Here is a 26,881-nt window from a genome sequence, read left to right as displayed (position 1 = left end):
GCGAGGCCGGATGGTGGCCCCACGCCTCAAACCGCGGACAGGCTGGGATTGCGGCACCCGGCGGACGGCAGGGGCAAAACTCAGCCTCGCCGGCGTTTGAGGCGCGGGCGCGGAGTGCCGTCGGGGGGACGGGAGGACGGCGGCGGAGCCCCGGGACCCCGTGGTCGAAGCGGTCCGCGCCGGAGGCGACGGGCATGCGTGGGGCCTCTCACGGTCGGCGGCGGGGGGACTCGTCCCGAAATGGTACGGGTCCGCCCGACAAATGCGTTCGCCACCCGGAGGGACCAGGTGAGATCCTCGATCAGGTATGTCTACTTCCTTCGCCGCCCTGCAGACGCTTCTCGGTGAGATCTCCCTCCGCGACGCGCACCGCCTCGGCCGCCGCCTAGAAGGCGCCCGCCGTATCCGCAAGCCCGAGGCCAAGCAGGCCGTGCTCGACGAGATCGCCGCGGAGGCCGCGAAGGCCGCCGAGCGACTGGCCGGCCGTGCCTCGCGCATGCCCGAGGTCACGTATCCCGAGAACCTGCCCGTCAGCCAGAAGAAGGACGAGATCGCCGAGGCGATACGCGACCACCAGGTCGTGATCGTCGCGGGCGAGACCGGCTCCGGCAAGACCACGCAGATCCCCAAGATCTGCATGGAGCTGGGCCGCGGCGTCCGGGGCATGATCGGGCACACCCAGCCCCGCCGGATCGCCGCCCGCACCGTCGCGGAGCGGATCGCGGAGGAGCTGAGGTCCGAGATCGGACAGACGGTCGGCTGGAAGGTCCGGTTCACCGACCAGGTGGACCAGGACGCGACCTTCGTGAAGCTGATGACCGACGGCATCCTGCTCGCCGAGATCCAGACGGACCGCGAGCTGCGCGCGTACGACACGATCATCATCGACGAGGCTCACGAACGCAGCCTCAACATCGACTTCCTGCTCGGCTACCTGGCCACGCTGCTCCCCAAGCGCCCCGACCTCAAGGTCGTCATCACCTCGGCGACCATCGACCCGGAACGGTTCTCCCGACACTTCGGGGACGCCCCGATCGTCGAGGTCAGCGGCCGGACGTATCCGGTCGAGGTCCGCTACCGGCCGCTGCTGGAGGAGGACAGCGAGGAGAGCGACCGGGACCAGATCACCGCCATCTGCGACGCGGTCGACGAGCTCCAGGCGGAGGGTGCCGGGGACATCCTCGTGTTCCTCTCCGGAGAGCGCGAGATCCGCGACACCGCCGACGCTCTGATCAAGAAGAAACTGCGGTTCACCGAGGTGCTGCCGCTCTACGCCCGGCTCTCCCACGCCGAGCAGCACCGGGTGTTCCAGGCCCACACCGGCCGCCGGATCGTCCTGGCGACCAACGTCGCCGAGACCTCCCTCACCGTCCCGGGCATCAAGTACGTGATCGACCCGGGCACCGCCCGGATCTCCCGCTACAGCCATCGCACCAAGGTCCAGCGCCTGCCCATCGAGCGGATCTCGCAGGCCAGCGCCAACCAGCGCAAGGGCCGCTGCGGCCGCACCAGCGACGGCATCTGCATCCGGCTGTACTCGGAGGACGACTTCGACGCCCGTCCGGAGTTCACGGACGCGGAGATCCTGCGCACGAACCTGGCCTCCGTCATCCTCCAGATGACCGCGGCCGGCCTCGGCGAGATCGAGAAGTTCCCCTTCATCGACCCGCCGGACCACCGCAACATCCGCGACGGCGTGCAGCTGCTCCAAGAGCTCGGGGCCCTGGACCCGGCCGAGAAGGACCACAAGAAGCGGCTCACCGATATGGGCCGCAAGCTCTCCCAGCTGCCCGTGGACCCCCGTCTGGCCCGCATGGTCGTCGAGGCCGACAAGAACAACTGCGTCCGCGAGGTCATGGTCATCGCGGCGGCCCTGTCCATCCAGGACCCGCGCGAGCGGCCCTCGGACAAGCAGACCCAGGCCGACCAGAACCACGCCCGGTTCAAGGACGAGACCTCCGACTTCCTGGCCTACCTCAACCTCTGGCGGTACGTCCGCGAGCAGCAGAAGGAGCGCGGCTCGTCCTCGTTCCGCCGGATGTGCAAGCAGGAGTACCTGAACTTCCTGCGGATCCGCGAGTGGCAGGACATCTACTCGCAGCTGCGGACGGTCGCCAAGACCATGGGCATCCACGTCAACGAGGGCGACGCCCCGGAGACGAGCGTCCACGTCTCGTTGCTGGCCGGTCTGCTCTCGCACATCGGGCTCAAGGACACCGACAAGAACGAGTACCTGGGCGCCCGGTCCGCGAAGTTCGCGGTCTTCCCCGGGTCTGCGTTGTTCAAGAAGCAGCCGAAGTTCCTGATGTCGGCGGAGCTGGTGGAGACCTCGCGGCTGTGGGCCCGGGTGAACGCCAAGGTGGAGCCCGAGTGGGTGGAGCCCCTGGCCCAGCACCTGATCAAGCGCACGTACAGCGAGCCGCACTGGGAGAAGGACCAGGCGGCGGTGATGGCGTACGAGAAGGTCACGCTGTACGGCGTACCGATCGTGGCGCAGCGGAAGATCAACTACGGTCGGATCGACCCCGAGGTCTCGCGCGAGCTGTTCATCCGGAACGCGCTGGTCGAGGGCGACTGGCGGACGCACCACAAGTTCTACGCCGACAACCGCAAGCTCCTCACCGAGGTCGAGGAGCTGGAGAACCGGGCCCGGCGCCGCGACATCGTGGTGGACGACGAGACGCTCTTCGACTTCTACGAGCAGCGGATCCCCGAGCACGTGGTGTCGGGGGCGCACTTCGACTCCTGGTGGAAGCACAAGAAGCGCGAGGAGCCCGAACTCCTCGACTTCGAGCGCGAGATGCTGCTGACGGAGAAGGCGGCCGGGGTCACCAAGGCGGACTACCCGGACAGCTGGGCGCAGGGGCGCCTGAAGTTCCGGGTGACCTACCAGTTCGAGCCGGGCGCGGACGCGGACGGCGTGACCGTCCACATCCCGCTCCAGGTGCTGAACCAGGTGACCGACCAGGGCTTCGACTGGCAGATCCCGGGCCTGCGCGAGGAGGTCGTCACGGAGCTGATCCGGTCCCTCCCGAAGCCGATCCGCCGGCACTACGTGCCCGCGCCGAACTACGCGGGCCGTTTCCTGGACACGGCCGTGCCCCTCCAGGAGCCGCTGCCGGTGACCCTGGCGCGCGAGCTCCAGCGGATGGTCGGGGTGCCGGTCTCGGCCGAGGACTTCGACCTGACCCGGATCCCGGACCACCTGAAGATCACCTTCCGGATCGTCGACGAGCGCCGCAAGAAGCTCGCCGAGGACAAGGACCTGGAGGCCCTGCGGCTGAAGCTGAAGCCGAAGGCCCGCCAGGCGCTGTCCAAGGCGGCCGCGGCCACCGCCGAGCGGGCGGGCGGGGAGTCGGTGGAACGGACCGGGCTGACCGACTGGACGATCGGCACGCTCGCCAAGGTCTTCGAGACCCGGCGGGCGGGCCAGCCGGTGAAGGCGTACCCGGCGCTGGTGGACGAGGGCGCGACCGTTTCCGTACGGCTCTTCGACACGGAGGCCGAGCAGCAGCGGGCGATGTGGCTCGGCACCCGGCGGCTGATCCTGCTGAACATCCCGGTGAATCCGGCGAAGTTCGCCTCGGACCATCTGACGAACCAGCAGAAGCTGGCCCTGTCGAGGAACCCGCACGGCTCCATCCAGGCGCTGTTCGACGACTGCGCCACCGCCGCGACCGACAAGCTGATCGCCGACCACGGCGGCCCGGCCTGGGACGAGGCCGGCTTCCGCAAGCTCTACGAGGCGGTCCGCGCCGACCTGGTGGACACCACGGTGCGGACGGTGGGCCAGGTCCAGCAGGTGCTGGCCGCCTGGCAGGCCTGCGAGCGGCGGCTGAAGTCGACGAGCAGCCTGGCCCTGGTCGCCAACATCCAGGACGTGAAGTCGCAGCTGGCGGCGCTCGTGCCGGCCGGCTTCGTGACCCTCACCGGGCTGCGCAGGCTGCCGGACCTGATGCGCTACCTGGTGGCGGCCGACCGACGGCTCCAGCAGATGCCCACGGGCGTCCAGCGCGACACCACGCGCATGGAGAAGGTGCACGAGATGCAGGACGAGTACGCCTGGCTGCTGGAGCAGTTGCCGAAGGGCCGGCCCGTGCCGTCGACGGTCACGGACATCCGCTGGATGATCGAGGAACTGCGGGTGAGCTACTTCGCGCACGCGCTCGGCACGGCGTATCCGATCTCCGACAAGCGCATCGTGAAGGCGGTGGACGCGGCGGCCCCTCCGTCGGCCCGATGACCCGCTCCGTGATCGGGTTCGACTGCACCCCCTGAGCTGCTGTAGAGTCTGTTTCGCAGCCGCACCAATGGCTGCGAATCAAGGACCTGTGGAGCAGTTGGTTAGCTCGCCACCCTGTCAAGGTGGAGGTCGCGGGTTCAAGTCCCGTCAGGTTCGCAGAAACGTCAGGGCCCGTATCCCCCAGGGGATGCGGGCCCTGACGCGTTGACAGGCGCGGTCGCGCGGGGTGGCCTTGGAGCCGCCCTGGAGGCGCTACCCCGACCCGCCCGGCCCCGGTAGGCCACGAAGGCCCCCGGAGGGCCTCAGGAGCCCGCATAGACCCTCACTCGGCCGCATAGATCCTCATCGAGGGGCCCTGTTACCGACCGGTCGGCCCGCGAACCCCCTTCCGGACCGTCCGCGCCCTCCGGCCGGGCCCGTCGGCGCGAGAATCCCCCGTTCGCATGATGCGCTCCGCCGCGCACGTCCCCTTACGGGGTGCAATGCCGGAAATACAAGAGTGATCATCTGTGACGGGAGTCACCGCATGAGTTTTTGAGACTCGTACGTTTATCGCGCCCCTACGCGGCCTCGATTTAATATGTGCAATGGCACCCCCTCGTCGGGGCCACCCCCGCGACCCCCGCACCGCCCTGACCAGCGCATAAAAAAGATCGCGCTGGACCCGGCGGAGTCCAGCGCGATCGGACGACATGAACCTGTTGGGGCAGGCCCCGTCGCATGAAGCTGTGTGGGTTTCCTCGGATTGGGGGACCCGATTCAGACCCTCCCCCGGCTGCTGCCGGGAGATGTCCCCTAAAAGGGGTGCTGCGAACCTCAGGCCTCGCTGCGCTGCTGCGGAATTCCCGCAAGCAGTGCGCGGACCTCGGCCTCGCGGTAACGGCGGTGTCCACCCAGGGTGCGGATGGACGTGAGCTTGCCGGCCTTGGCCCAGCGGGTAACCGTCTTCGGGTCCACGCGGAACATGGTGGCAACCTCAGCCGGGGTCAGCAGCGGCTCGGCATCAGGGGTGCGAGCGGTCATGAGCGGCCTCCTCGGGAGAACCGAACCATCTCGGTTCTTTCCTCTAAATTCTGCACCTTGGCCCGCGTTGCCCGAAATGGACATACGCGGGCCGAGTCGGTTATAGGACGAACGGCTTGTCCTCGGCACTACAACTACACCATCCGTCCAGCCCCAAGGGCCAAACCGACGGAATTGCCCTCCGAGGTGTTCATCAGCGGCGGAAGCCCGATGGACCGCCCCATAACGGACAGTCACCCCACTGTGACGATCAGTCACAGAACAATCAGGAGTCGTCAGACCCCCCGTAGAGCGCAATGCCGAGCATTCCGCCCTTAGTTGGGCGGAAGGAACCCTCCCCGGACTCCTTGTCCTATTTTGGCACGAGGGTAGGGGAAGGGCGCAAGGGTGTGGTTAGTGCGGTCCGTCACGCTTGGGCCAATGGCCCGTATCGGGACGTAGGTCCTGGCACTACGTCCCGAATGCCATGATCAGGCCCCTGATCTGCGGCTTATGGCCGATCGACCGATACGCACCGGTACGTAACGGCGTCCGCCGACGGTGCACGGGGCCCTCGGAACCGGGGGAATCCCACACCACTAATTCGCGAACAGTCTCTCCCGGACCGCCCTCCACCGGTCCGCCAACTCCTCGTAAGCCTCGGCAGCCCCTCTGGTGTCACCGGCCCGCAGTGCCGCGACCCCCGCCGCCAACTGCCCCGCGGACCGGTCCTCCGCCAGTCGCTCCGCCGGCAGTGCGTGCAGCAGTCCGCCGTAGTCCAGCTCGACCATCGACTTCGGGTGGAACTCCTCCAGCCAGCTCCCGACCTCCACCAACCCCTCGGCGAGCGGCTCGTAGCCCTCGCCCTCCGCCTCCCGCAGCGTCCGCAGCGCCCGCGCGAGCCGGCGGCGGGCCTGCACCATGGGCGTCCGGTAGCGCAGCCGTTCGCCGGGCAGGTACTCCCGCTCCTCGTCGGCCACCAGCACGAACCAGCGCAGGGGGACCTGCCACACCCCCGTACGGATCCACGGCCGGGCGTCCGGGTTCCGCTCGCGCCAGCGCTCGTACTCCTCGGCCGCCCTCGTCCGGGTCGCCGGCGGGAGCGCCGCGTCGAGCACCGGGAGCGGGAACCACTCGACCAGTTCCCGGAGCGCCAGCCAGCCGCGCAGCCTGGTCCGCCACGGGCAGACCAGCAACACCCCGTCGACCTCCGCCGTGAAGGCGTCCGCGCTCTCGTGGGCCGGCACCCCCACCACCGGGACCCGCACCAAGTCGGTGAGGGACCGGCGCAGTTCGTCCTGCGCCGTCGGGGCCGTCCCGCGCCGGGCGTAATCGGCCCAGTGCGCACGCTCCGGCTCGGGGAAGGCCGCGAGCGGCTCGTAGACGCGCAGGTAGGAGGCGTACGGCACGGTCGGCGCCGGGCGCACGGCGGGCCGCGGGGCATCGGGGGTTTCGCTCACGTTCTCGTACTCCCCCCGGCGGCGCCGCGGTACTCCGGGCACCCCCTCGTACTCCTGGAGAGTTCCGATCCCCGGACAGGTCGCCTGCGCGCGCCCGGAAGGTCTTACTCTGCTTCCACGCGTTCTCCCCCACCCGCAGGGAGCGCGTGAAAATCCGCCGCATCTCTTCCATGGGAGTCACCACCGTGACCGAAATGACCGACGGCGTCCTGCACACCCTGTTCCGCACGGAGCAGGGCGGACACGAGCAAGTCGTGCTGTGCCAGGACCGCGCCACCGGCCTCAAGGCCGTCATCGCCATCCACTCCACCGCCCTGGGCCCGGCCCTCGGCGGAACGCGTTTCCACGCGTACGCCTCCGATGAGGAGGCCGTCAGGGACGCGCTCAACCTCGCGCGCGGCATGTCGTACAAGAACGCCCTCGCCGGTCTCGACCTGGGCGGCGGCAAGGCCGTGATCATCGGCGACCCGGACGTCCTGAAGTCCGAGGAACTGCTCCTGGCCTACGGCCGGTTCGTGGAGTCCCTCGGCGGCCGCTACGTGACGGCCTGCGACGTCGGCACCTTCGTGGCCGACATGGACGTCGTGGCCCGCGAGACCCGCTGGGCGACCGGCCGCTCCCCCGAGAACGGCGGCGCGGGCGACTCCTCGGTGCTCACCGCCTTCGGTGTCTTCCAGGGCATGCGCGCCAGCGCCCAGCACGTGTGGGGCGACCCGACGCTGCGCGGCCGCAAGGTCGGCGTCGCCGGCGTCGGCAAGGTCGGCCACTACCTGGTCGAGCACCTCCTGGAGGACGGCGCCGAGGTCGTGATCACGGACGTGCGCGAGGAGTCCGTGCAGCGGATCCTCGACAAGCACCCCGGCAAGGTCACCGCGGTCGCCGACACCGACGCGCTGATCCGCGTCGAGGGCCTGGACATCTACGCCCCCTGCGCGCTGGGCGGCGCCCTGAACGACGAGACCGTGCCGGCCCTCACCGCCCGCATCGTCTGCGGCGCGGCCAACAACCAGCTCGCCCACGCCGGCATCGAGAAGGACCTGGAAGACCGCGGGATCCTCTACGCCCCGGACTACGTCGTCAACGCGGGCGGCGTGATCCAGGTCGCCGACGAGCTGGTCGGCTTCGACTTCGACCGGTGCAAGGCCAAGGCCACGAAGATCTTCGACACCACCCTGGAGATCTTTGCTCGCGCTAAGTCGGACGGCATCCCGCCGGCCGCCGCGGCCGACCGGATCGCCGAGCAGCGGATGGCGGACGCCCGCGCCGCCCGCGCGGTCTGACCCTTCCGGGGACCCTTCGGCGCGCCCGCCGGGGTGCGGGGAGACAGAACTCACTGCACTTCGGCGGGTCGCGGGCCAGGAAAGCGTTAAAATCGCGGTTGACCAGCGAGGACGGGGCGCCTTGTTGGTTCTGCACCGGGGCGCGTCATGCGGGCGGCGTACCGTATGGCCGCGGAAGCAGGTACCGTTAAACCCCTACGGACGGTCTCTCCACGGAGAGCCCGCTCCGAACCATGAACGCGTGTCAGACTCTGGGGCCGTCGAGCCCCGTCACCGAGGGGGTCGAGCCATGGGGCGCGGCCGGGCCAAGGCCAAGCAGACAAAGGTCGCCCGCCAGCTGAAGTACAACAGCGGCGGGACTGACCTCTCGCGTCTGGCCAATGAGCTGGGCGCATCGCCGACGGATCCGCTGCCTGTCAGCGAGCCGGTCGAAGTCGATGACGATCTGGAAGACGACGACGACCCGTACGCCAAGTACGCGGATCTGTACAACAGCGATGACGACGAGGACGAGGACGAAGACTCCGGTCCGTCGGCACAGCGTCGCGGCGCTTGACGCTCTACGGCGTCTGCACCAAGAGCAAATACCGAAACCCGGTCCCGGGCATTGCCCAGGGCCGGGTTTCGGTGCTGCTCAGCTCGCGTAGGAACCGGTGAGGGTGGCACCCTCGGTACGGTCGCCGCGGTCGAGGATCTCGCCGGCGACCCAGGCGTCGACACCCCTGTCGGCCAGCGCGGTCAGCGCCACCTCGACCGACTCCTGCGGAACGACGGCCATCATGCCGACGCCCATGTTCAGGGTCTTCTCCAGCTCCAGCTGCTCCACCTGACCGGCCTTGCCGACCAGGTCGAAGATGGCGCCCGGGGCCCAGGTCGTACGGTCGACCGTGGCGTGCAGGTGGTCCGGGATCACCCGGGCCAGGTTGGCCGCGAGGCCGCCGCCCGTGATGTGCGAGAAGGCGTGGACCTCGGCCGTACGGGTGAGGGCCAGGCAGTCCAGCGAGTAGATCTTGGTGGGCTCCAGGAGTTCCTCGCCGAGGGTCCGACCGAGCTCCGCGATCTCCTGCTCCAGCGACATGCCCGCGCGGTCGAAGAGCACGTGCCGGACCAGCGAGTACCCGTTCGAGTGAAGGCCGGACGAAGCCATCGCGATGACGGCGTCCCCCGTACGGATACGATCCGCGCCCAGCAGCCGGTCGTACTCGACGACACCGGTGCCGGCGCCCGCCACGTCGAAGTCGTCCGGGCCCAGCAGGCCCGGGTGCTCGGCGGTCTCGCCGCCGACCAGAGCGGTTCCGGCGAGGACACAGCCCTCGGCGATGCCCTTGACGATGGCCGCGACACGCTCGGGGTGGACCTTGCCGACGCAGATGTAGTCGGTCATGAAGAGCGGCTCGGCGCCGCAGACCACGATGTCGTCCATGACCATCGCGACCAGGTCGTGGCCGATCGTGTCGTAGACGCCCATCTGGCGGGCGATGTCGACCTTCGTGCCGACCCCGTCGGTCGCGGAGGCGAGCAGCGGGCGCTCGTAGCGCTTGAGGGCGGAGGCGTCGAAGAGGCCGGCGAAACCGCCGAGGCCGCCGAGGACCTCGGGGCGCTGCGTCTTCTTCACCCACTCCTTCATCAGCTCGACGGCGCGGTCTCCCGCTTCGATGTCGACGCCCGCGGCTGCGTAGCTGGCACCGGTGGTCTTCTCTGTCATGACAGGGAGAGCTTTCGTGTCGTTACTGCGTGTGGTGCCGGGCCCTGGGCAAAGCTTGAAAGGCAGGGCCCGGCGCAGGTGGAGCCGGTCTCGCGGGACCTACGGGCGACGGAGCGCGTCGGCGGCGTCCGTGCCGCCGGCCAGCTCGTTCTCCAGCAGCTGCTTGCCCAGGAGCTGCGGGTCGGGCAGCTCCATCGGGTACTCGCCGTCGAAGCAGGCACGGCAGAGGTTGGGCTTCTGGATGGTCGTCGCCTCGATCATCGAGTCGAGCGAGATGTACGAGAGCGAGTCCGCGCCGAGCGACGTGGCGATCTCGTCGACCGTCATGCCGTTGGCGATCAGCTCGGCCCGGGTGGCGAAGTCGATGCCGAAGAAGCACGGCCACTTCACCGGCGGCGAGGAGATCCGGATGTGGACCTCGGCCGCGCCGGCCTCGCGGAGCATCTTCACGAGGGCGCGCTGGGTGTTGCCGCGGACGATCGAGTCGTCGACGACCACCAGGCGCTTGCCCCGGATGACTTCCTTGAGGGGGTTGAGCTTGAGGCGGATGCCGAGCTGGCGGATCGTCTGCGAGGGCTGGATGAAGGTCCGGCCCACGTAGGCGTTCTTGACCAGGCCGGAGCCGTACGGGATCCCGCTGGCCTCGGCGTACCCGACGGCGGCGGGCGTACCCGACTCCGGGGTCGCTATCACCAGGTCGGCGTCGACCGGGGCTTCCTTCGCCAGGCGGCGGCCCATCTCGACACGCGAGAGGTACACGTTCCGGCCGGCGATGTCGGTGTCCGGGCGCGCCAGGTAGACGTACTCGAACACACAGCCCTTGGGCTTCGCTTCCGCGAATCGGGAGGTGCGCAGACCGTTCTCGTCGATCGCGATGAGCTCGCCCGGCTCGACCTCGCGGACGAAGCTGGCTCCGCAGATGTCGAGGGCGGCGGTCTCGCTCGCGACCACCCAGCCGCGCTCCAGGCGGCCGAGGACCAGCGGGCGGATGCCCTGCGGGTCACGGGCGGTGTAGAGGGTCCCCTCGTCCATGAAGACGAGCGAGAAGGCGCCCTTGACCTGAGGCAGGACCTTGGCGGCCGACTCCTCGATGGTCAGGGGCTTGCCGTCCTCGTCGGTCTGTCCGGCGAGGAGGGCGGTCACGAGGTCGGTGTCATTGGTGGCGGCCACCTGGGTGGCACGGCCGTCCTGACGCGGGAGGTCGGCGACCATCTCGGCGAGCTCGGCGGTGTTCACCAAGTTGCCGTTGTGACCCAGGGCAATGGAGCCGTGGGCGGTCGCCCGGAAAGTGGGCTGAGCGTTCTCCCAGACGGAGGCGCCGGTGGTCGAGTAGCGGGCGTGACCGACCGCGATATGACCTTGGAGCGAACCGAGGGAGGTTTCGTCGAAGACCTGGGAAACAAGTCCCATGTCCTTGAAGACGAGGATCTGGGAACCGTTGCTCACAGCGATTCCCGCGGACTCTTGTCCGCGGTGCTGCAATGCATACAGTCCGAAGTAGGTGAGCTTGGCGACCTCTTCACCCGGAGCCCAGACACCGAAGACGCCGCAAGCGTCCTGGGGGCCCTTTTCGCCGGGGAGCAGGTCGTGGTTGAGTCGTCCATCACCACGAGGCACGACACCGAGTGTAGGCGAGATCGACCACTGGTCCGAATTCGCGACGGCCGGGAAATGTCACAGCACAGAGGGTGACCGGACGCTCCGCTTTGGGTGGTGTCTCGGCATCCGGATGCCCTTGTTGACATCTACAAGCGCATTCGTACAGGCTCTCGACCCATGCAGCCTCTCGGTGACCGTTCCGTCACCCTCGTCGAGCGCCGGCACGTGGACCTGGTCCGTGTCGCGAGCGCCATCTGTCGCTGTTCTGCGTAGCCACAACTCTTTCTCCCCCTTTCACATTTCCGCCCCGCCCAGCCCTGCCCTGCCGTGCCGCGCGCCGTCCCGCGCCCGCCCGGGGCGGGCCGGCGGGCCGTGCCTTGGAGTACCTGTGTCTTCGTATGAATCCAGCCTGTCCCGCCGTGCCTTCGGCGGCGCCGTCGGAGTGACCGCGGCCACCGCCGCCGTGGGCCTCGGGGCGGCTCCGGCGGCCGCCGCGGCGCAGGACGCGAGCCCTCAGGAGCGTGAGTTCCGGGCCGCTCGGGGGCGGCAGTCGAAGCGCCCGAACGTCCTGTTCATCCTCGGGGACGACCTCGGCTGGGCCGACCTGTCCTCGTACGGGTCACCGCACATCAAGACCCCGAACCTGGACCGCCTCGCCCGCCAGGGCGTCCGCTTCACCGACGCCTACTCCGGCTCCGCGACCTGCTCCCCGACCCGGTTCAGCCTGTACACCGGCCGCTACCCGGGCCGCTCCAAGGGCGGGCTGGCCGAGCCGATCGCCGACAAGTCGGCGGGCCTGGAGCCGACGCATCCCACGCTGGCCTCGCTGCTGAAGGAGTCGGGCTACGCCACCGCGCTGATCGGCAAGTGGCACGCGGGCTACCTGCCCGACTACAGCCCCACCAAGTCCGGCTGGGACGAGTTCTTCGGCAACTTCGGCGGGGCGCTGGAGTACTACTCCAAGCTGGGCCTGGGCGGCGAGTACGACCTCTACGAGGGCGACGCCGAGTACAAGGACCTGCGCTACTACACGCGGATCATCACCGAGCGGGCGAGCGAGTACGTCTCCCGCGACCACGGCGGCAAGCCGTGGCTGCTGAACCTCAACTTCACCACCCCGCACTGGCCGTGGATCGCCGACGGGGACACCGAGCAGAGCGCCGAGATCGTCCGGCGGATCAAGGCGGGCGACGGGCGCGCGCTGTGGCACCAGGACGGCGGCTCGGTCGAGAAGTACAAGGAGATGGTCGAGGACCTGGACCGCTCCATCGGCGAGGTGCTGCGCGCCCTGGACCGCTCGGGGCAGGCCCGCGACACCATCGTGGTCTTCTCCAGCGACAACGGCGGCGAGCGCTTCTCCTACAACTGGCCGCTCTCCGGCAACAAGGCCTCGCTGCAGGAGGGCGGGATCCGGGTGCCGAACATCGTGCGCTGGCCCGCGCGCCTGGACGGCGGCCAGGTCAGCCACGTCCCGGTCTTCAGCCCGGACTGGACGGCGACCCTGCTGGAGCTGGCCGGGACCCGGCCGAACCGGGCGTACCCGCTGGACGGGGTGAGCCTGGCCGGGTACCTGCTGCGCGGCGAGAAGGTCGCCGAGCGGAACCTGTTCTGGCGGGTGCGCGGGGAGCGGGCGCTGCGCCGCGGTGACTGGAAGTACTACCGCGGCAAGTCCGGCCGCGACCAGCTCTTCAACCTGGCCGGGGACGTCCGGGAGCAGGCTGACAAGGCGGCCGTGGAGCCGGCCCGGCTGGCGGAGCTGAAGGCCGCCTGGGAGAAGACGGACGCGGGCCTGCTGCCCTACCCCGGCTGAGCCGGCAGGAACCGGGCGCGGGACCGTCGGGCCCGCTCCCGGCCCGGTCACTCCGCGGCGGAGGCCGCCTTCGCGGTGAGGCCGTTGCCGTCGGGGGCGACGAGGGTGAGGGTGTGCTCCTGGATCCGCCAGGTGAGCGGGCCGCTGCCGAACAGGTCGGTCAGCGCCCGCTCCACCGCGCCCACCCGGCCCTCGCAGGCCATCCGGGTGGAGGTGAGCGGTCCGAACGTGAGGGTGGATCCCTCGACGGTGGCCTTGGCGCTGAAGCGGTTGCAGCCGAGGCTGCCTTCCGCGGTGCCGTCGGTGATCGTGAAGCTGGCCTTGCCCGCCGCCTCGGCGGGCAAGGAGGTCACCGTGTCCCCGTTGATCGTCGCGTCGACGGTCCACTGGGTGACCGTGAGCGGGGCGTCCACCACCGGGGGCTTCGGGGTCATGGCGATGGTGCTCCCGTCCGCGGTCTTCAGGGTGAGCCGGTCGGGGCCGCGGTCGATGGTCAGGCGGCCCTTGAAGAGTTTGGCGAACTGCGTCTCGAAGTCCTGGTCCGCACAGCTCATCAGGGTCGTGGCGCCGGGGGTGACGGTCATGGAGGAGGTCCCGTCGAGCACGACCCCCGCCGTGAAACCGTTGCAGCCGTAGCTGCCCGTGGCCTTGTCGTGCCCGATGTCCACCCGGGCGGCCTCGGGCCCGTGCATGGTCCGGCCCCCGCTGGTCAGGGACTCGACCGACCAGGACCCCACGACGTCGGGGAGCGGGCCGGAACCGCCCTCCTCGACCCGGCCGCAACCGGTGAGGGCGAGCGCGAGGGCCGCGAGGGCCGCCGTGGCGTGGACGTACCGGTATCTACGCATGCCCCTGGGACGGGGTCGGCGCGCCGTCGGTTCCACGGGTCAGCTCATCAGCGGCAGCAGCGCGGAGAGGTCGGCCCGCTCGCCGCTCGCCCGGACCCGCGCCGCGTCCAGGGCCTCGGCCCATCCCGTACGGCCCGTCGCGAGCCGGAGCCAGGTCAGCGGGTCGGTCTCGACCACGTTCGGCGGGGTGCCGCGGGTGTGGCGGGGCCCCTCGATGCACTGGACCACCGCGAACGGCGGCACGCGTACCTCGACCGAGCCGCCCGGCGCCTTGAGCGCGAGGGCGTCGGCGAGCAGCCGGGTGCAGGCGGCGAGGGCCTGCCGGTCGATCGGGACGTCCAGCCCGGTGGCCCGGTTCAGGTCGTCGGTGTGGACCACCAGCTCGACGGTCCGGGTGACCAGGAAGTCGGCGAGGGTCATGTCGCCGATCCACAGCTCCAGCACCCGGCTGCCCGGGTTGGCCGCCAGCTGCTCCGCCAGCCGGGAGGCCGCCCGCTCGTAGAGCTCGGGGAGCGGGGCACCGGTGAGGGTCTCCCGGGCCGCCTCGGAGATCTTCCCCGCGAGGGAGGCCGTGGCGAAGGGCCATTCGGAGACGGTCAGCTCCGGAACGGCGGCCGGCGGCCGGGCGAGCCCGACGGCCAACGAGTCGGCGATCCAGGCGACGTGGGCGCAGAGTTCGGCCACGGACCACTCCCCGAGCCCGCTGGGCAGCGCCAGCTGCTCGGGGCCCAACTCCCCCACGGCTGCGGCGACGTGCCCGAACTGGGTGGTCACGGCCGCGCGGATCTTCGCGGGGTCGTAGGTGCGCTGCTTCTTCCTGGCGGGCGGCATCCTCCGACCCTACTCGGACGGGGGAAGCACGAGGTCGGTGCAACCGCGCCGTGCGGCCACGTCCTCCGCGTACGCCTTGAACAGCGCGCCGAGGCGGGGGCCGAGCACGGACTTGTACCGGTAGGGGACGGCCGCGGTGACGGTGGCCGTACGCCCCTGGCAGGTCATCGAACCGTGCAGCACGTCGCCCACGCGCCCGGCCTTCCCGGGGATCACCGGATCGGGGCCGTGCAGGCCGGGGACGACGACGGCCGCCGCGTCCTCGCCGAAGTACGCACGGGTCCGCAGCCACCAGGGGGAGTACCTCAGGCTGCCGATGACATCCTCGCGTTCCGCCGTGGTGAGCAGGCGGAGCACCCGCTCGGTGCCCTCCGGGCTCATCGCCAGCAGGCAGCCCTCCTCGCGGGCGGAGCCGCCAAGGGGGACGCCGGCGGCCCGGTCGGGCAGCCGATCGCGCTCGGCGGTCCGCAGGTGCGCGGAGAACCAGCCGCAACTGTCCGTCCGCTCGCCCACCGGCCCGAGAACGGTGACGGGCGGGGGCAGTTCGGCCGGGAGGGCGGGCAACCGCGTCCGGCAACCGTACTTCTCGGCGGCCCCCTCCGCGGCCCGGCGGGCGATCCGGGCCAGGACCGGGCGGTCCGCGGCCCCGTGCGCGGTGATCGGGGACCTCGCCGTCACGATCAGCGAGGTCGTACCGGACTTCGCGGGCTGCTCGCAGCGGGCCACGACGGTGACGTCGTCGGGCCCGTAGTCACCGAGGGCGCCGTCCCCCAGCGGCATCCGGTCCGGCTCCTCGGTCCGCGCGGTCGCGTCGCCCTGCGAGCGGTGGGTCCGGAACGGGCCGGTCCGCCAGGCGTCATCGGTGACGTGCAGGTCGCGTGCCTGCGGGAGCCCCTTCAGGGACAGCGTGAACTGGCTGTACGTACGGTCCTTGCCGTCCCGTTCCACGACCCGGCTCAGCGCGCAGCCGTCCGGGATCGTCTCGAAGTCGACGGTGCCGGCGTCCCTGCCGCCGAGCACCACCCGGTCGGCGCCGCCGTCCAGCTCCATGACCGCGCGGGGGTCCGCGAGCCCGGCGCACGCCTTGGTGATCAGCGCGCGGGAGGCCTCGCGGTCCTGGTGGGTCTCGTACGCGTCGAGCAGCGCCCAGCCTCCGAGGGCGAGGCCGCCGATGCCGACCAACAGCAGCGCGGCGTTGGCCACGTTGCGCAGGCGGCCCCGGTCCGGGAGCGGGCCCCCGCGTGACGGCTCCAGTGGTTCGAACATCCCCGACCCCCCGTTGGTACGGCTGCGACCGCACCGAGGCTAACAACGCGACGGGCCCCCGGCCGGAGGGAATCCGACCGGGGGCCCGTGGACGGGCGGAGCGGGGATCAGGCCAGCAGGGCCGGGATCGTCGCCTCGTGGGCCTCGCGGAGCTCGGCCAGCGGGAGGGTGAACTCGCCCTGGACCTCGATCTCCTCGCCGTCCACCACGCCGATGCGCGCCGCGGGAAGGCCCCGCGCGCCGCACATGTCGGTGAAGCGGAGCTCCTCGCTGCGCGGGACCGACACGATGGCGCGGCCCGCGGACTCGGAGAACAGGAAGGTGAAGGCGTCCAGGCCCTCGGGGACCACCACGCGCGCACCGTTGCCGCCCTTGAGGCAGGACTCGGTGAGCGCCTGGATGACGCCGCCGTCCGACAGGTCGTGCGCGGCGTCGATCATGCCGTCGCGCGAGGCGGAGATCAGGATCTCGCCGAGCAGCTTCTCGCGGCCCAGGTCCACCTTCGGCGGCATGCCGCCCAGGTGGTCGTGGACGACCTGGGACCAGGCCGAGCCGCCGAACTCCTCGGCAGTGTCGCCCAGCAGGTACAGCAGCTGGCCGGCCTCGGAGAACGCCATCGGCGTACGGCGGTTGACGTCGTCGATCACGCCGAGCACCGCCACGACCGGGGTCGGGTGGATGGCGACGTCACCGGTCTGGTTGTAGAGCGAGACGTTGCCGCCGGTCACCGGGGTGCCCAGCTCCAGGCAGCCGTCCGCGAGACCGCGGCAGGCCTCGGCGAACTGCCACATGACGTCCGGGTCCTCGGGGGAACCGAAGTTCAGGCAGTCGGAGATGGCCAGCGGCTTGGCGCCGGTCGCGGCCACGTTGCGGTACGACTCGGCCAGCGCCAGCTGCGCGCCCGTGTACGGGTCGAGCTTGGCGTAGCGGCCGTTTCCGTCGGTGGCCATGGCGACGCCGAGGTTGGACTCCTCGTCGATGCGGACCATGCCCGCGTCCTCGGGCTGCGACAGGACGGTGTTGCCCTGCACGAAGCGGTCGTACTGGTCGGTGACCCACGACTTCGAGGCCTGGTTCGGGGAGGAGACCAGGGCCAGGACCTGCGCGCGCAGCTCCTCGGAGGTCTGCGGCCGCGGCAGCCGGCCCGCGTCGTCCGCCTGGAGCGCGTCCTGCCAGGAGGGGCGCGCGAAGGGACGGTTGTAGACCGGTCCCTCGTGGGCGACGGTGCCCGGGGGCACGTCCACGATCTGCTCGCCGTGCCAGAAGATCTCCAGGCGCTCGCCGTCGGTCACCTCACCGATGACGGTGGCGATGACGTCCCACTTCTCGCAGATCTCCATGAAGCGGTCGACGTACTGGGGCTCGACGATCGCGCACATGCGCTCCTGCGACTCGCTCATGAGGATTTCCTCGGGCGAGAGCGTCGCGTCGCGCAGCGGGACGGTGTCCAGCTCGACCCGCATGCCGCCGGAACCGGCGGAGGCCAGCTCGGAGGTGGCGCAGGAGAGCCCGGCGCCGCCGAGGTCCTGGATGCCCGCGACCAGCTTCTCCTTGAAGATCTCCAGGGTGCACTCGATGAGGAGCTTCTCCTGGAAGGGGTCGCCGACCTGGACGGCGGGGCGCTTGGTCGGCTTGGTGTCGTCGAAGGTCTCGGACGCGAGGACCGAGACGCCGCCGATGCCGTCGCCGCCCGTGCGGGCGCCGTAGAGGATGACCTTGTTGCCGGGGCCGGAGGCCTTGGCGAGGTGGATGTCCTCGTGCTTCATCACGCCGATGCAGCCGGCGTTGACCAGCGGGTTGCCCTGGTAGCACTCGTCGAAGACGACCTCGCCACCGATGTTGGGCAGGCCCAGGCAGTTGCCGTAGCCGCCGATGCCCGCGACCACGCCCGGCAGGACGCGCTTGGTGTCGGGGTGGTCGGCGGCGCCGAAGCGCAGCGGGTCCACGACGGCGACCGGGCGGGCGCCCATCGCGAGGATGTCGCGGACGATGCCGCCGATGCCGGTGGCCGCGCCCTGGTAGGGCTCGATGTACGACGGGTGGTTGTGCGACTCGACCTTGAAGGTGACCGCGTACCCCTGGCCGACGTCGACGACGCCGGCGTTCTCGCCGATGCCGACGAGCATGGCGTCGTTCTTGGGGGCCTTCTTGCCGAACTGGGCGAGGTGGACCTTGCTGCTCTTGTACGAGCAGTGCTCGGACCACATGACCGAGTACATGGCCAGCTCGGCGCCGGTGGGCCGGCGGCCGAGGATCTCGCGGATCCGGGCGTACTCGTCCTCCTTGAGGCCGAGTTCCTTCCAGGGCTGGGAGGCGTCCGGCGTCTCGGTGGCGTTCTTGACGGTGTCGAGGCTCATGCGCTGACCAGCTTCTTCAGGACCGAGGTGAAGAACAGGAGGCCGTCGGTGCGGCCCGTCCCGATCAGCGGCTCGACCGCGTGCTCGGGGTGGGGCATGAGGCCGACGACGTTGCCCGCGGCGTTGGTGATGCCGGCGATGTCGCGCAGCGAACCGTTCGGGTTGACGTCGAGGTAGCGGAAGGCCACTCGGCCTTCGGCCTCCAGTTCGTCGAGCGTGTGCTCGTCGGCGACGTACCGGCCGTCCATGTTCTTGAGCGGGACCGAGATCTCCTGGCCCTGCTCGTAGTCGCCGGTCCAGGCGGTCTGCGCGTTCTCCACGCGCAGCTTCTGGTCGCGGCAGATGAAGTGCAGGTGGTTGTTGCGGAGCATCGCCCCCGGCAGCAGGTGGGCCTCGGTGAGGACCTGGAAGCCGTTGCAGATGCCGAGGACGGGCATGCCGCCCTTGGCCTGCTCGATGATGGTCTCCATCACCGGCGAGAAGCGGGAGATGGCCCCGGCGCGCAGGTAGTCCCCGTAGGAGAAGCCGCCCGCGAGGACGACCGCGTCGACCTGGTGCAGGTCTTTGTCGCGGTGCCAGAGCGAGACCGGCTCGGCCCCCGCGAGGCGGACGGCGCGCAGCGAGTCACGGTCGTCGAGCGTTCCGGGGAACGTGACGACACCGATGCGAGTGGTCACCGTCAGGCCTCGACCTTCACGGTGAAGTCTTCGATGACGGTGTTGGCGAGGAACGTTTCGGCCATCTTGTGGATGCGGTCGAGGGCGGCCTGGTCGACCGGTCCCTCCACTTCCAGTTCGAAACGCTTCCCCTGGCGGACGTCGGCGATCCCCGCGAAGCCCAGGCGCGGCAGTGCACGCTGCACCGCCTGGCCCTGGGGGTCGAGGATCTCCGGCTTGAGCATGACGTCGACTACGACGCGTGCCACTGGCACTCCCGATGAGGTGGTTGGTGCAAGGCGGTTCCCTCAGCGTACCCGGCCAAAATTTCTACGCGGGTAGATATCGAGAGGGCATGATCACCGACCCGTTTCGGCTTCACCAACGCTTCGCAAAATCCGCCGGAAAAACACGCGCCCGGCATTGCGGCGGGACACGCGGAGAGAATTAACTGGGCTTCGCAATGCAATGGGAATCGCGGTACAAAGGAATCAGTCAGGATTCCTGTTCAAAGACGCATTGCCCCGAAACATCCACACAGGCGACATCGCCGCACGTCAGCGCGTGGCACGTCGCACCGAAGGGACCGATATCCGTGGCGCAGCGCGTAGTGGTCACGCTCTCCGATGACATCGATGGCGGAGAAGCGGCGGAGACGGTCGTGTTCGCTCTGGACGGAAAGTCCTACGAGATCGACCTCAATGTGGCGAACGCAAAGAAACTGCGGAAGGGCCTGGCCCCCTTCGTGGCCGCCGGCCGCCGGCAGTCCCGCTCGGGGAAGGTGTTCAAGCACACGTCCATCGCCCCCGACCCCGCGGTCGTCCGGGCCTGGGCCCGCGCCAACCAGTTCGAGGTCCCGCCGCGCGGCCGCATCCCGAAGAAGATCTACGAGGCCTACAACGCCGCGCACTGAGGGCCGATTTGCCATCCACCCCCATGGATCGGCTAGAGTCTGGATCACGCCGAGGGGCCAGGCCGAAAGGCAAGACCCCGAAGGTCGTGCGGGTGTAGTTCAGTAGCAGAACATCCCTCTTCCAGAGGGAAGGCGCAGTGTGCGATCCCTGTCACCCGCTCTGTATCGCTTTCCGACCACCTCGGTGGATCGGGTAGAGTGATGCACGTACTGCCCCGGCAGTGCACTGCTTGCGGACGTAGCTCAGTTGGTAGAGCACCACCTTGCCAAGGTGGATGTCGCGCGTTCGAGTCGCGTCGTCCGCTCTGTATGAAGAAGGCCCCGATCATTGCGATCGGGGCCTTCTTCGTATTTCCACGGCTTCTCACGACGGCCGTCCTGACAAATGTCATGCCGGGCCGTGACAGCGCGCACTGCCGACCGCGTGCGGGCGCCGCGAGGCTTGATCCATGACCACCGACACAGTGATCCAGGCAGAGGGCCTGCGCCGCGGCTACGCCGGGGGCTTCGAGGCCGTACGGGGCGTCTCCTTCTCCGTGGCGCGGGGCGAGGTCTTCGCCCTCCTCGGCACCAACGGCGCCGGCAAGACCTCCACCGTCGAACTGCTGGAGGGACTGGCCGCGCCGAGCGGCGGGCGGGTCCGGGTCTTCGGGCTCGACCCGTACGCACGGCGGGCCGAGGTCCGCCCGCGCACCGGGGTCATGCTCCAGGAGGGCGGTTTCCCCTCCGACCTCTCGGTCGCCGAGACCCTGAGGACGTGGAGCGGGGTCACCACGGGCGCCCGTCCCGCCGCCGAGGTCCTGGAACTGGTCGGACTGGCCGCGCGGTCCTCCGTACGGGTCAAGCAGCTGTCCGGGGGCGAACGGCGGCGGCTCGACCTGGCGACGGCCCTGCTGGGGCGGCCCGAGGTGCTGTTCCTGGACGAGCCGACCACCGGCATGGACCCCGAAGGTCGCCGGGACACCTGGGCGTTGGTACGGGAACTGCGGGATCAGGGCACCACGGTGGTGCTGACCACGCACTACCTGGAGGAGGCCGAGGAACTCGCCGACCGGCTGGCGATCCTGCACGAGGGGGAGATCGTCCTGTCGGGCCGCCCGGCCGAGGTGACGGCGAGCCGGCCGTCCCGGATCCGGTTCACGCTGCCGGACGGGGTTCCGGCGGCCCGGCTGCCGCTCACGCTCCACGCGGCGTCCGACGGGCCGCGCGTGGAGATCCGTACCGACCGGCTCCAGCAGGACCTCGCCGAACTGCTCGGCTGGGCCCGGGAATCCGGCGTGGAACTGGCCGGGCTCGACGCCCGCTCCGCCTCCCTGGAGGAGGCCTTCCTGGAAATCGCGCAGAACCGACGTGAGGAGGCGGCAGTCCGATGAACGGCGTGACCTTGAAGCGCGTGCCCCTGAAGCCCGTGCCCCTGAACCCCGGACGGCTCACCGCGCTGGGCCGCGCCGAACTGACCCTTCTGGTGCGCAACCGGGCCACGCTGAGCGTGGCGCTGGCGATGCCCCTGCTGATGGTGTTCCTCCTGCGGTCCTCGCTGGGCGACTCCGGCCGGACGGCGTCCGTCGGCGAGGCCACCCTGACCGGCGGGATCGGCATGGTGCTGGTCCTCGTCGTGTACCTGAACCTGGTCTCCGCCTACGTGGCCCGGCGCGAGGAGCTCGTCCTCAAGAGGCTGCGGACCGGCGAGGCCAACGACCTGGAGATCCTCACCGGGACCGCGCTGCCGGCCGCCGTCCTGGCACTCGGGCAGAGCACCGTCCTCGCGGTCGCGGGGGCCGCCGTCCTCGACGTGGCGATGCCGCGCAACCCGCTGCTGCTCGTGGCGGGCGTCCTCGCGGGGATCGTGGTGCTGGCCGGAATGGCCGCGCTGACCAGCGCCTTCACCCGCAATGTGGAGACCGCGGGGCTCACGTCGATGCCCCTGTTCGTCGTGACGGCGGCCGGCTCGGGGCTCTTCGTACCGGTGGACACGCTGCCGGACGCACTGGCCTCCGTGTGCGAACTCCTGCCGCTGAGCGGGGTGATGGCCCTGGTGCGGGCCGGTTGGAGCGGCGGGGCGGACGGCACGGACCTGCTGGTGGCCGGGCTGGGCGCGCTGGCCTGGACCGTGATCACCGTGTTTGCTGTCCAGCGGTGGTTCCGCTGGGAACCGCGGCGCTGAGGCGGATCGGGGGACGGGGACGTGTCGAAGCTGACCGGGTGGTGGAAGAACCGCAGCAGTGCGGGGAAGGTCGAGCTCTACACGCGCTGGTCCTTCCACTTCTTCGTGCTGCTGGAGATCGTGTCCTTCGGACTGGTGGCCTTCACGGGCCCCGAAAACGACACCCCCCGGTCACTGGCGCTCACCACCTTCCTGGTGATCTGCGCCCACTCCGTCATCGTCGGCTTCCTCTCCTCCAGGGCCCTGGACTTCGTCTGCGGCCGCCGTGAGAGGCCGGTCGCGCTCGCGACGCTGGTGACGGTCCTCACCGCCGCGGCCGTCCTGCTCTTCCTCCTCCTGCGCCGGTTCGGCGCGCTCGACGAGTCCGCCGCTCCGGGCCTGGTGATGGGGGTGAGCTGCTTCGGCTGCGGATCCCTCGTACTCACCATGGAGAAGGTCCGACACATGAAGTACGTTCCCCCGGTCGCGGCCTCCGGGACCGCGGTGATCGTCGCCGCGCTGGGCCTGGAACCGGACGAAATCATCGGGTACTTCGTCGCGGTCCTGGTGTCCTGCGCCTTCCTCTCCTTCACCTGCGGGTTCTCCGGGTGGCTGCTGCGCACGGTCCACGAACTCGACCGCGCCCGGGAGGTGCAGGCGCAGCTCGCGGTGGCCGAGGAGCGGTTGCGCTTCGGGCGGGACCTGCACGACGTGATGGGCCGCAACCTGGCGGTGATCGCGCTCAAGAGCGAGCTGGCGGTGCAGCTGGCCCGGCGCGAACGGCCCGAGGCCGTGGAACAGATGATCGAGGTCCAGCGGATCGCCCGGGAATCGCAGCGCGAGGTACGGGACGTCGTGCGGGGCTACCGGGAGGCGGACCTCGCGGTGGAACTGGAGGGCGCCCGCGGGGTGCTGACCGCCGCCGGCATGGACTGCCGGGTCGACTTCGAGGCCGGCCCCCGGCTGCCCGCCGAGGTGCAGTCCGCGCTCGGCTGGGTGGTGCGGGAGGCGACGACGAACGTCCTGCGGCACGGGGACGCGCAGAGCTGCGCGATCCGGCTCACCGCGTCCGAGGAGGGGGCCGTGACGCTGGTCGTGGAGAACGACGGGGCCCCCGAGGCCCCCGCCGGGCCGCCCGGATCGGGGCTGGCCGGGCTGCGCGAGCGGCTGGCCGTCCTGGACGGGACCCTGAGCGCCGGGCCCGTGGACGGCGGCCGGTTCCGGCTGCGCGCCGAGATACCCGCATCGCGAACCGACCGACTGGAGACGTGGGCATGAGTCCCGTACGCGTACTGCTGGCCGACGACGAGCACCTGATCCGGGGCGCGCTCGCGGCGCTGCTCTCGCTGGAGGACGACCTGCTGGTCGTCGCCGAGGCGGCCTCGGGGCCCGAGGCGATCGCCATGGCGCGGGCGCACCGGCCGGACGTGGCGGTGCTCGACCTGCAGATGCCGGGGGCGGACGGTGTGAGCGTCGCCACAACCCTGCGGGCGGAACTGCCCGATTGCAAGGTCATGATCGTGACCAGTCACGGCCGTCCGGGGCATCTGAAGCGGGCCCTGGCGGCGGGGGTCCGGGCCTTCACGCCGAAGACGGTTTCGGCGCAGCGGCTGGCGGAGCTGATCCGCACCGTGCACACCGGAGGGCGTTACGTGGACCCGGAGTTGGCGGCCGACGCGATCAGCGCGGGGGACTCCCCGCTGACCGCCCGTGAGGCGGAGGTGCTGGAGCTCGCGGCGGACGGGGCGCCGATCGCGGAGATCGCGGAGCGGGCCTCGCTGTCCCAGGGGACGGTGCGGAACTACCTGTCCTCGGCGGCGACGAAACTGGGCGCGGAGAACCGACACACGGCAGTGCGTCTCGCACGGCGCCGAGGTTGGGTATAGTTGCTCTCGCGCTACGGCGCAGTGCGGACATAGCTCAGTTGGTAGAGCACCACCTTGCCAAGGTGGATGTCGCGCGTTCGAGTCGCGTTGTCCGCTCAGAACGAAGAAGGCCCCGATCATCGATCGGGGCCTTCTTCGTCGTCAGGACCAGGTCAGGCCGGTCAGGCGCTCGTACGCCTCGATGTACTTGGCGCGGGTCTGAGCGACGACCTGCGTCGGGAGGGCCGGCGGCGGGAGTTCGCCCTTCGGGTCCCAGCCGGAGGCCGGGGAGGCCAGCCAGTCGCGGACGTACTGCTTGTCGAACGAGGGCTGCGAGCGGCCCGGCTCCCACTGGTCCGCGGGCCAGAAGCGGGAGGAGTCCGGGGTCAGCACCTCGTCGGCGGCGATGAGCGTGCCGTCCGCGTCGAAGCCGAACTCGAACTTGGTGTCGGCCAGGATGATCCCGCGCTCGCGGGCGATGTCGCGGGCGCGGCTGTACACGGCCAGGGTGGTCTGGCGCAGCAGCGCGGCCGTCTCGGCGCCGGTGGTGCGCGCGACCTCCTCGTACGAGACGTTCTCGTCGTGCTCGCCGACCTCGGCCTTCGCGGCCGGGGTGAAGATGGGGCCGGGCAGCTCGGAGCCGTCCACGAGGCCCTCGGGGAGGCCGAGGCCGCAGACCGTGCGGGTCTGCACGTACTCGGCGAGGCCGGAGCCGGTGAGGTAGCCGCGGGCCACGCACTCGACGGGGACCATGTCGAGGTTCTTGCAGATCAGGGTGCGGCCGGCCCAGTCGGCGGGGGCGCCGGCGGGCAGGTCGGTGGAGAGGACGTGGTTCGGGACGAGGTCCGCGAGCTGGTCGAACCACCACAGGGACAGCTGGGTGAGCACGCGCCCCTTGTCCGGGATCTCGGTCGGCAGGACCCAGTCGAAGGCGGACATGCGGTCGCTGGCGACCATGACGAGACGGCCGTCCTCGTCGCGGTAGAGGTCTCGCACCTTCCCGGTGTGGAGGTGGACGAGGCCGGGCACCTGCGCCGGCTCAGGTTTTTCGACGAATCCGGACACGGGGTCTCCCTGTGGTTCTGTACGAGCGCGGGTCCATTCTCGCGTACCGGGACCCACGCGCCGGCCAGGGGGTGTCCGGCTTGGGGGGTGTCTTGCGGATCAGGCGCGGCCCCAGACGCCGCGAGCCCGGCCTGATCCGCAAGACACCCCCCAACTGGTCAGTCCCTCTTGCAGATGCGGTCGAGGAGGTTGGCGGTGGCCCGCTGCACGCGCTCGTCGACGTGCCCGGGGCGGTCCAGGGCGGGGGACCAGGCGAAGGTGCCGGAGGCGAAGACCAGGGCGCCGCTGGGGGCCCGGTACAGGGAGGTCTCCTGGTGGCGGCGGTGGCCCTCGGTGTCGAGGTACGGGGAGTGCGCGAGCAGGATCCGGTCCTGGTGCACGGGGAGCTGGGTGCGCGGGAAGTAGCGGTCGGCCTCGCCCGCGACCAGGCCGGGCAGCTCGTCGTTCTCCCCTGCCCCGGTGGAGTCCCAGAGCCAGTGCGAGGCGTTGCGCACGATCAGGGGTGCGGGCTCGGGGACCCGGCCCGCGTACTGGATTCCGAGCAACTGCTGCTCGGGGCGGTCCACTTCGCGCCAGAGGCTGGGGCGGCCGGGGCCGCGGCGTTTTCGGCAGGTGAGGAGCCGGTCGTCGACCCCGGAGGGGGAGGGGCCGAGCTCGACCTGCCAGTACATGGTGTTGGCGGAGAGGAAGACGAGCGAGGTGCCGTTGTCGCGGGCGCGCTCGACGGTGCGGCGCATGGGGCCCGACCAGTACTCGTCGTGGCCGGGGAAGACCAGGCCGCGGTAGCGGCTGGGGTCGACGCGGCCGGCGTGCAGGTCGCGGGTGTCGGCGTAGGCGAGGTCGTAGCCGTAGCGCTCGGCCCAGCGGATGAAGTCGTAGGCGTGGCCGACGTGCAGGGGCAGGCCCGCGCCCGCGTAGGGGCGGTCGAAGGACACCGTGGTGGCCGCGTCCTGCTCGCCGAGGAGGCGGCCCTCGTCGTCCCACGCGTGGTAGAGGCTGGCGCCGGTGCGACCGTCCTCCGGGTAGAGGTTGTAGGCCTGCCAGGTGATGTCGGGGAGCAGGAGGAGCAGGTCCGCGGGGTGGTCGTCGCGGACCGTGAAGGGGATGTGGGAGCGGTAGCCGTCGGCGGTGGTCAGGACGGCCACGTAGGCGCCGACGCTCCAGTAGGAGGGCACCTGGAGGCGCCAGGACAGCCACCAGTGGTGACAGGAGACGGTCCGGTCGGCGGTCAGCGGCGCCGGTTGGACGATGCCGGAGAGCCGCGGGCTGGTGGTGATCTTCGAAGCGCCGTCGCCGCCGTAGTGGCCGATCCGGTAGACGTCGACGGAGAACTGCTGGGGCGGGTCGACGGTGATGTGGAAGTCGATGGCCTCGCCGGGGGCGACGGCTCCGGTGGAGGCGAAGCCCTTGATCTGGCGGTGCACGTCGTCGGCGGTGAGCGGGCCGCCGTTGCCGCGGGCGCGGGGGATCCGGCCGGCGCCGGTGCCGGTGGCCGCGCCCGCCACCGCTGCGGCCGGGTCCACGTACCAGGGGACGACGTGGCCGGTGTCGTCGAAGTAGAGCTCGCTGCCCCGGAACCAGGGCAGGGGGCCCTGTCCGAAGGGGTCGTTCACCGCGTGCGCGAGCGCACCTGACTCCCAGCGCCGGATCTGGTCCGCACCCATGTACCCGCTCCCCTCCCTCGCTCCCCCGGACGTGCATGCGTCGAGCCGGTCCCAGCACATCACATAACGCACTCAGTCCGTCACCGTTCGTCGCGAATTGACGTGATAGGAACATTGGGATCCGGTTGTGCGTGCGATCCGTAGCCCGATGGGGGAAGCCCGGCGAGGAAGCCC

Annotated in this window: 22 protein-coding genes and 4 tRNA genes; 14 read left to right on the top strand and 12 right to left on the bottom strand. The window is 70.5% G+C overall.

Features of this window, described 5'->3' with window-relative positions:
* Nucleotides 1–307: 307 nt before the first annotated feature.
* Together hrpA and ACFYYJ_RS03235 are read left to right on the top strand one after the other, a co-directional pair.
* Nucleotides 308–4,243 (top strand): ATP-dependent RNA helicase HrpA, encoded by a 3,936-nt coding sequence (hrpA, locus tag ACFYYJ_RS03240; RefSeq protein ID WP_389128006.1) that lies wholly within the window; start codon nucleotides 308–310, stop codon nucleotides 4,241–4,243.
* 82 nt (nucleotides 4,244–4,325) lie between these two features.
* Nucleotides 4,326–4,399: transfer RNA gene (locus ACFYYJ_RS03235), tRNA-Asp, on the top strand.
* Between the two features lie 660 nt (nucleotides 4,400–5,059).
* Here ACFYYJ_RS03235 and bldC read toward each other — a convergent pair.
* Together bldC and ACFYYJ_RS03225 are read right to left on the bottom strand one after the other, a co-directional pair.
* Nucleotides 5,060–5,266: a developmental transcriptional regulator BldC gene (gene bldC, locus ACFYYJ_RS03230; protein ID WP_003949541.1), complete on the bottom strand. Its 207-nt coding sequence runs from the start codon at nucleotides 5,264–5,266 to the stop codon at nucleotides 5,060–5,062.
* 578 nt (nucleotides 5,267–5,844) lie between these two features.
* On the bottom strand, nucleotides 5,845–6,705 hold the full coding sequence (locus ACFYYJ_RS03225; protein ID WP_385126567.1) for a hypothetical protein: 861 nt from the start codon (nucleotides 6,703–6,705) through the stop codon (nucleotides 5,845–5,847).
* 185 nt (nucleotides 6,706–6,890) lie between these two features.
* Here ACFYYJ_RS03225 and ACFYYJ_RS03220 point away from each other — a divergent pair, with 185 nt between their 5' ends.
* The gene (locus tag ACFYYJ_RS03220; RefSeq protein ID WP_385126564.1) at nucleotides 6,891–7,985 is read left to right on the top strand and encodes a Leu/Phe/Val dehydrogenase; all 1,095 of its coding nucleotides are present in this window, start codon (nucleotides 6,891–6,893) and stop codon (nucleotides 7,983–7,985) included.
* A 289-nt stretch (nucleotides 7,986–8,274) separates the two neighbouring features.
* The gene (locus ACFYYJ_RS03215; protein ID WP_389128003.1) at nucleotides 8,275–8,541 is read left to right on the top strand and encodes a DUF3073 domain-containing protein; all 267 of its coding nucleotides are present in this window, start codon (nucleotides 8,275–8,277) and stop codon (nucleotides 8,539–8,541) included.
* A 78-nt stretch (nucleotides 8,542–8,619) separates the two neighbouring features.
* Here ACFYYJ_RS03215 and purM read toward each other — a convergent pair whose 3' ends face one another.
* Together purM and purF are read right to left on the bottom strand one after the other, a co-directional pair.
* Nucleotides 8,620–9,690 carry a phosphoribosylformylglycinamidine cyclo-ligase gene (gene purM, locus ACFYYJ_RS03210; protein ID WP_384750241.1) on the bottom strand — a complete coding sequence of 357 codons (1,071 nt, stop codon included), beginning with the start codon at nucleotides 9,688–9,690 and terminating at the stop codon, nucleotides 8,620–8,622.
* 99 nt (nucleotides 9,691–9,789) lie between these two features.
* Nucleotides 9,790–11,307: an amidophosphoribosyltransferase gene (gene purF / locus ACFYYJ_RS03205; RefSeq protein WP_385126559.1), complete on the bottom strand. Its 1,518-nt coding sequence runs from the start codon at nucleotides 11,305–11,307 to the stop codon at nucleotides 9,790–9,792.
* A 159-nt stretch (nucleotides 11,308–11,466) separates the two neighbouring features.
* Between purF and ACFYYJ_RS03200 the strand changes: the two genes are divergently transcribed.
* Nucleotides 11,467–11,562 carry a putative leader peptide gene (locus ACFYYJ_RS03200; RefSeq protein WP_350325720.1) on the top strand — a complete coding sequence of 32 codons (96 nt, stop codon included), beginning with the start codon at nucleotides 11,467–11,469 and terminating at the stop codon, nucleotides 11,560–11,562.
* 115 nt (nucleotides 11,563–11,677) lie between these two features.
* Nucleotides 11,678–13,099, top strand: a complete 1,422-nt coding sequence (locus ACFYYJ_RS03195; protein ID WP_389128000.1) for a sulfatase-like hydrolase/transferase — start codon at nucleotides 11,678–11,680, stop codon at nucleotides 13,097–13,099.
* Nucleotides 13,100–13,146: 47 nt separating this feature from the next.
* Here the strand turns inward: ACFYYJ_RS03195 and ACFYYJ_RS03190 are convergent, their stop codons facing one another.
* The 6 genes from ACFYYJ_RS03190 to purS form a co-directional block, all read right to left on the bottom strand.
* Nucleotides 13,147–13,947 (bottom strand): META domain-containing protein, encoded by an 801-nt coding sequence (locus tag ACFYYJ_RS03190; protein WP_389127998.1) that lies wholly within the window; start codon nucleotides 13,945–13,947, stop codon nucleotides 13,147–13,149.
* A 39-nt stretch (nucleotides 13,948–13,986) separates the two neighbouring features.
* Nucleotides 13,987–14,778 carry a sterol carrier family protein gene (locus ACFYYJ_RS03185; RefSeq protein ID WP_385363338.1) on the bottom strand — a complete coding sequence of 264 codons (792 nt, stop codon included), beginning with the start codon at nucleotides 14,776–14,778 and terminating at the stop codon, nucleotides 13,987–13,989.
* 9 nt (nucleotides 14,779–14,787) lie between these two features.
* On the bottom strand, nucleotides 14,788–16,044 hold the full coding sequence (locus ACFYYJ_RS03180) for a hypothetical protein (protein ID WP_389127996.1): 1,257 nt from the start codon (nucleotides 16,042–16,044) through the stop codon (nucleotides 14,788–14,790).
* Nucleotides 16,045–16,151: 107 nt separating this feature from the next.
* Nucleotides 16,152–18,401, bottom strand: coding sequence for a phosphoribosylformylglycinamidine synthase subunit PurL (gene purL, locus ACFYYJ_RS03175; RefSeq protein WP_385126550.1), 2,250 nt, complete (start codon nucleotides 18,399–18,401; stop codon nucleotides 16,152–16,154).
* On the bottom strand, nucleotides 18,398–19,078 hold the full coding sequence (gene purQ, locus ACFYYJ_RS03170) for a phosphoribosylformylglycinamidine synthase subunit PurQ (RefSeq protein ID WP_389127993.1): 681 nt from the start codon (nucleotides 19,076–19,078) through the stop codon (nucleotides 18,398–18,400). The genes purL and purQ overlap by 4 nt, the downstream gene beginning before the upstream one ends.
* Nucleotides 19,079–19,080: 2 nt before the next feature.
* A complete protein-coding gene (gene purS, locus ACFYYJ_RS03165) occupies nucleotides 19,081–19,326 on the bottom strand; it encodes a phosphoribosylformylglycinamidine synthase subunit PurS (RefSeq protein ID WP_365172338.1) in 246 nt (81 codons plus the stop codon).
* Between the two features lie 326 nt (nucleotides 19,327–19,652).
* Here purS and ACFYYJ_RS03160 point away from each other — a divergent pair, with 326 nt between their 5' ends.
* From ACFYYJ_RS03160 to ACFYYJ_RS03125, 8 genes are all read left to right on the top strand, one after another.
* Entirely contained in the window at nucleotides 19,653–19,970 is a 318-nt protein-coding gene (locus tag ACFYYJ_RS03160; protein ID WP_385363340.1) for an Lsr2 family protein, read from the top strand.
* Nucleotides 19,971–20,058: 88 nt separating this feature from the next.
* Nucleotides 20,059–20,130 (top strand) — tRNA-Gly (locus ACFYYJ_RS03155).
* A 72-nt stretch (nucleotides 20,131–20,202) separates the two neighbouring features.
* Nucleotides 20,203–20,275 (top strand) — tRNA-Gly (locus ACFYYJ_RS03150).
* 144 nt (nucleotides 20,276–20,419) lie between these two features.
* Nucleotides 20,420–21,343 (top strand): ABC transporter ATP-binding protein, encoded by a 924-nt coding sequence (locus tag ACFYYJ_RS03145; RefSeq protein WP_389127992.1) that lies wholly within the window; start codon nucleotides 20,420–20,422, stop codon nucleotides 21,341–21,343.
* Nucleotides 21,340–22,134 carry an ABC transporter permease gene (locus tag ACFYYJ_RS03140; protein ID WP_389127990.1) on the top strand — a complete coding sequence of 265 codons (795 nt, stop codon included), beginning with the start codon at nucleotides 21,340–21,342 and terminating at the stop codon, nucleotides 22,132–22,134. The genes ACFYYJ_RS03145 and ACFYYJ_RS03140 overlap by 4 nt, the downstream gene beginning before the upstream one ends.
* Nucleotides 22,135–22,155: 21 nt before the next feature.
* Nucleotides 22,156–23,391, top strand: coding sequence for a sensor histidine kinase (locus tag ACFYYJ_RS03135; RefSeq protein WP_389127988.1), 1,236 nt, complete (start codon nucleotides 22,156–22,158; stop codon nucleotides 23,389–23,391).
* Nucleotides 23,388–23,999, top strand: a complete 612-nt coding sequence (locus ACFYYJ_RS03130) for a response regulator (RefSeq protein WP_389127986.1) — start codon at nucleotides 23,388–23,390, stop codon at nucleotides 23,997–23,999. Before ACFYYJ_RS03135 ends, ACFYYJ_RS03130 begins: the two co-directional genes overlap by 4 nt.
* 23 nt (nucleotides 24,000–24,022) lie before the next feature.
* Nucleotides 24,023–24,095 (top strand) — tRNA-Gly (locus tag ACFYYJ_RS03125).
* Nucleotides 24,096–24,140: 45 nt separating this feature from the next.
* Here ACFYYJ_RS03125 and ACFYYJ_RS03120 read toward each other — a convergent pair.
* Together ACFYYJ_RS03120 and ACFYYJ_RS03115 are read right to left on the bottom strand one after the other, a co-directional pair.
* Nucleotides 24,141–25,043 carry a phosphoribosylaminoimidazolesuccinocarboxamide synthase gene (locus ACFYYJ_RS03120; protein ID WP_385126539.1) on the bottom strand — a complete coding sequence of 301 codons (903 nt, stop codon included), beginning with the start codon at nucleotides 25,041–25,043 and terminating at the stop codon, nucleotides 24,141–24,143.
* A gap of 158 nt (nucleotides 25,044–25,201) precedes the next feature.
* Nucleotides 25,202–26,707 carry a N,N-dimethylformamidase beta subunit family domain-containing protein gene (locus ACFYYJ_RS03115; RefSeq protein WP_389127984.1) on the bottom strand — a complete coding sequence of 502 codons (1,506 nt, stop codon included), beginning with the start codon at nucleotides 26,705–26,707 and terminating at the stop codon, nucleotides 25,202–25,204.
* Between the last annotated feature and the right edge of the window lie 174 nt (nucleotides 26,708–26,881).

Origin of the sequence: Streptomyces sp. NPDC002467, from assembly GCF_042889825.1 — a bacterium.
Classification (GTDB): Bacteria; Actinomycetota; Actinomycetes; order Streptomycetales; family Streptomycetaceae; genus Streptomyces.
Note: the sequence above shows the minus strand (reverse complement) of the source record. Positions and strands in the feature narration are given on the sequence as shown.

Bases quoted from the DNA above. Each gene is read 5' to 3' on its own strand.
- ACFYYJ_RS03190 (WP_389127998.1), bottom strand. From the start codon at position 13,947: ATGCGTAGATACCGGTACGTCCACGCCACGGCGGCCCTCGCGGCCCTC.
- ACFYYJ_RS03215 (WP_389128003.1), top strand. From the start codon at position 8,275: ATGGGGCGCGGCCGGGCCAAGGCCAAGCAGACAAAGGTCGCCCGCCAG.
- bldC (WP_003949541.1), bottom strand. From the start codon at position 5,266: ATGACCGCTCGCACCCCTGATGCCGAGCCGCTGCTGACCCCGGCTGAG.
- ACFYYJ_RS03130 (WP_389127986.1), top strand. From the start codon at position 23,388: ATGAGTCCCGTACGCGTACTGCTGGCCGACGACGAGCACCTGATCCGG.
- ACFYYJ_RS03115 (WP_389127984.1), bottom strand. From the start codon at position 26,707: ATGGGTGCGGACCAGATCCGGCGCTGGGAGTCAGGTGCGCTCGCGCAC.
- purL (WP_385126550.1), bottom strand. From the start codon at position 18,401: ATGAGCCTCGACACCGTCAAGAACGCCACCGAGACGCCGGACGCCTCC.
- purM (WP_384750241.1), bottom strand. From the start codon at position 9,690: ATGACAGAGAAGACCACCGGTGCCAGCTACGCAGCCGCGGGCGTCGAC.
- hrpA (WP_389128006.1), top strand. From the start codon at position 308: ATGTCTACTTCCTTCGCCGCCCTGCAGACGCTTCTCGGTGAGATCTCC.
- ACFYYJ_RS03180 (WP_389127996.1), bottom strand. From the start codon at position 16,044: ATGTTCGAACCACTGGAGCCGTCACGCGGGGGCCCGCTCCCGGACCGG.
- ACFYYJ_RS03145 (WP_389127992.1), top strand. From the start codon at position 20,420: ATGACCACCGACACAGTGATCCAGGCAGAGGGCCTGCGCCGCGGCTAC.
- ACFYYJ_RS03140 (WP_389127990.1), top strand. From the start codon at position 21,340: ATGAACGGCGTGACCTTGAAGCGCGTGCCCCTGAAGCCCGTGCCCCTG.
- ACFYYJ_RS03185 (WP_385363338.1), bottom strand. From the start codon at position 14,778: ATGCCGCCCGCCAGGAAGAAGCAGCGCACCTACGACCCCGCGAAGATC.
- ACFYYJ_RS03200 (WP_350325720.1), top strand. From the start codon at position 11,467: ATGCAGCCTCTCGGTGACCGTTCCGTCACCCTCGTCGAGCGCCGGCAC.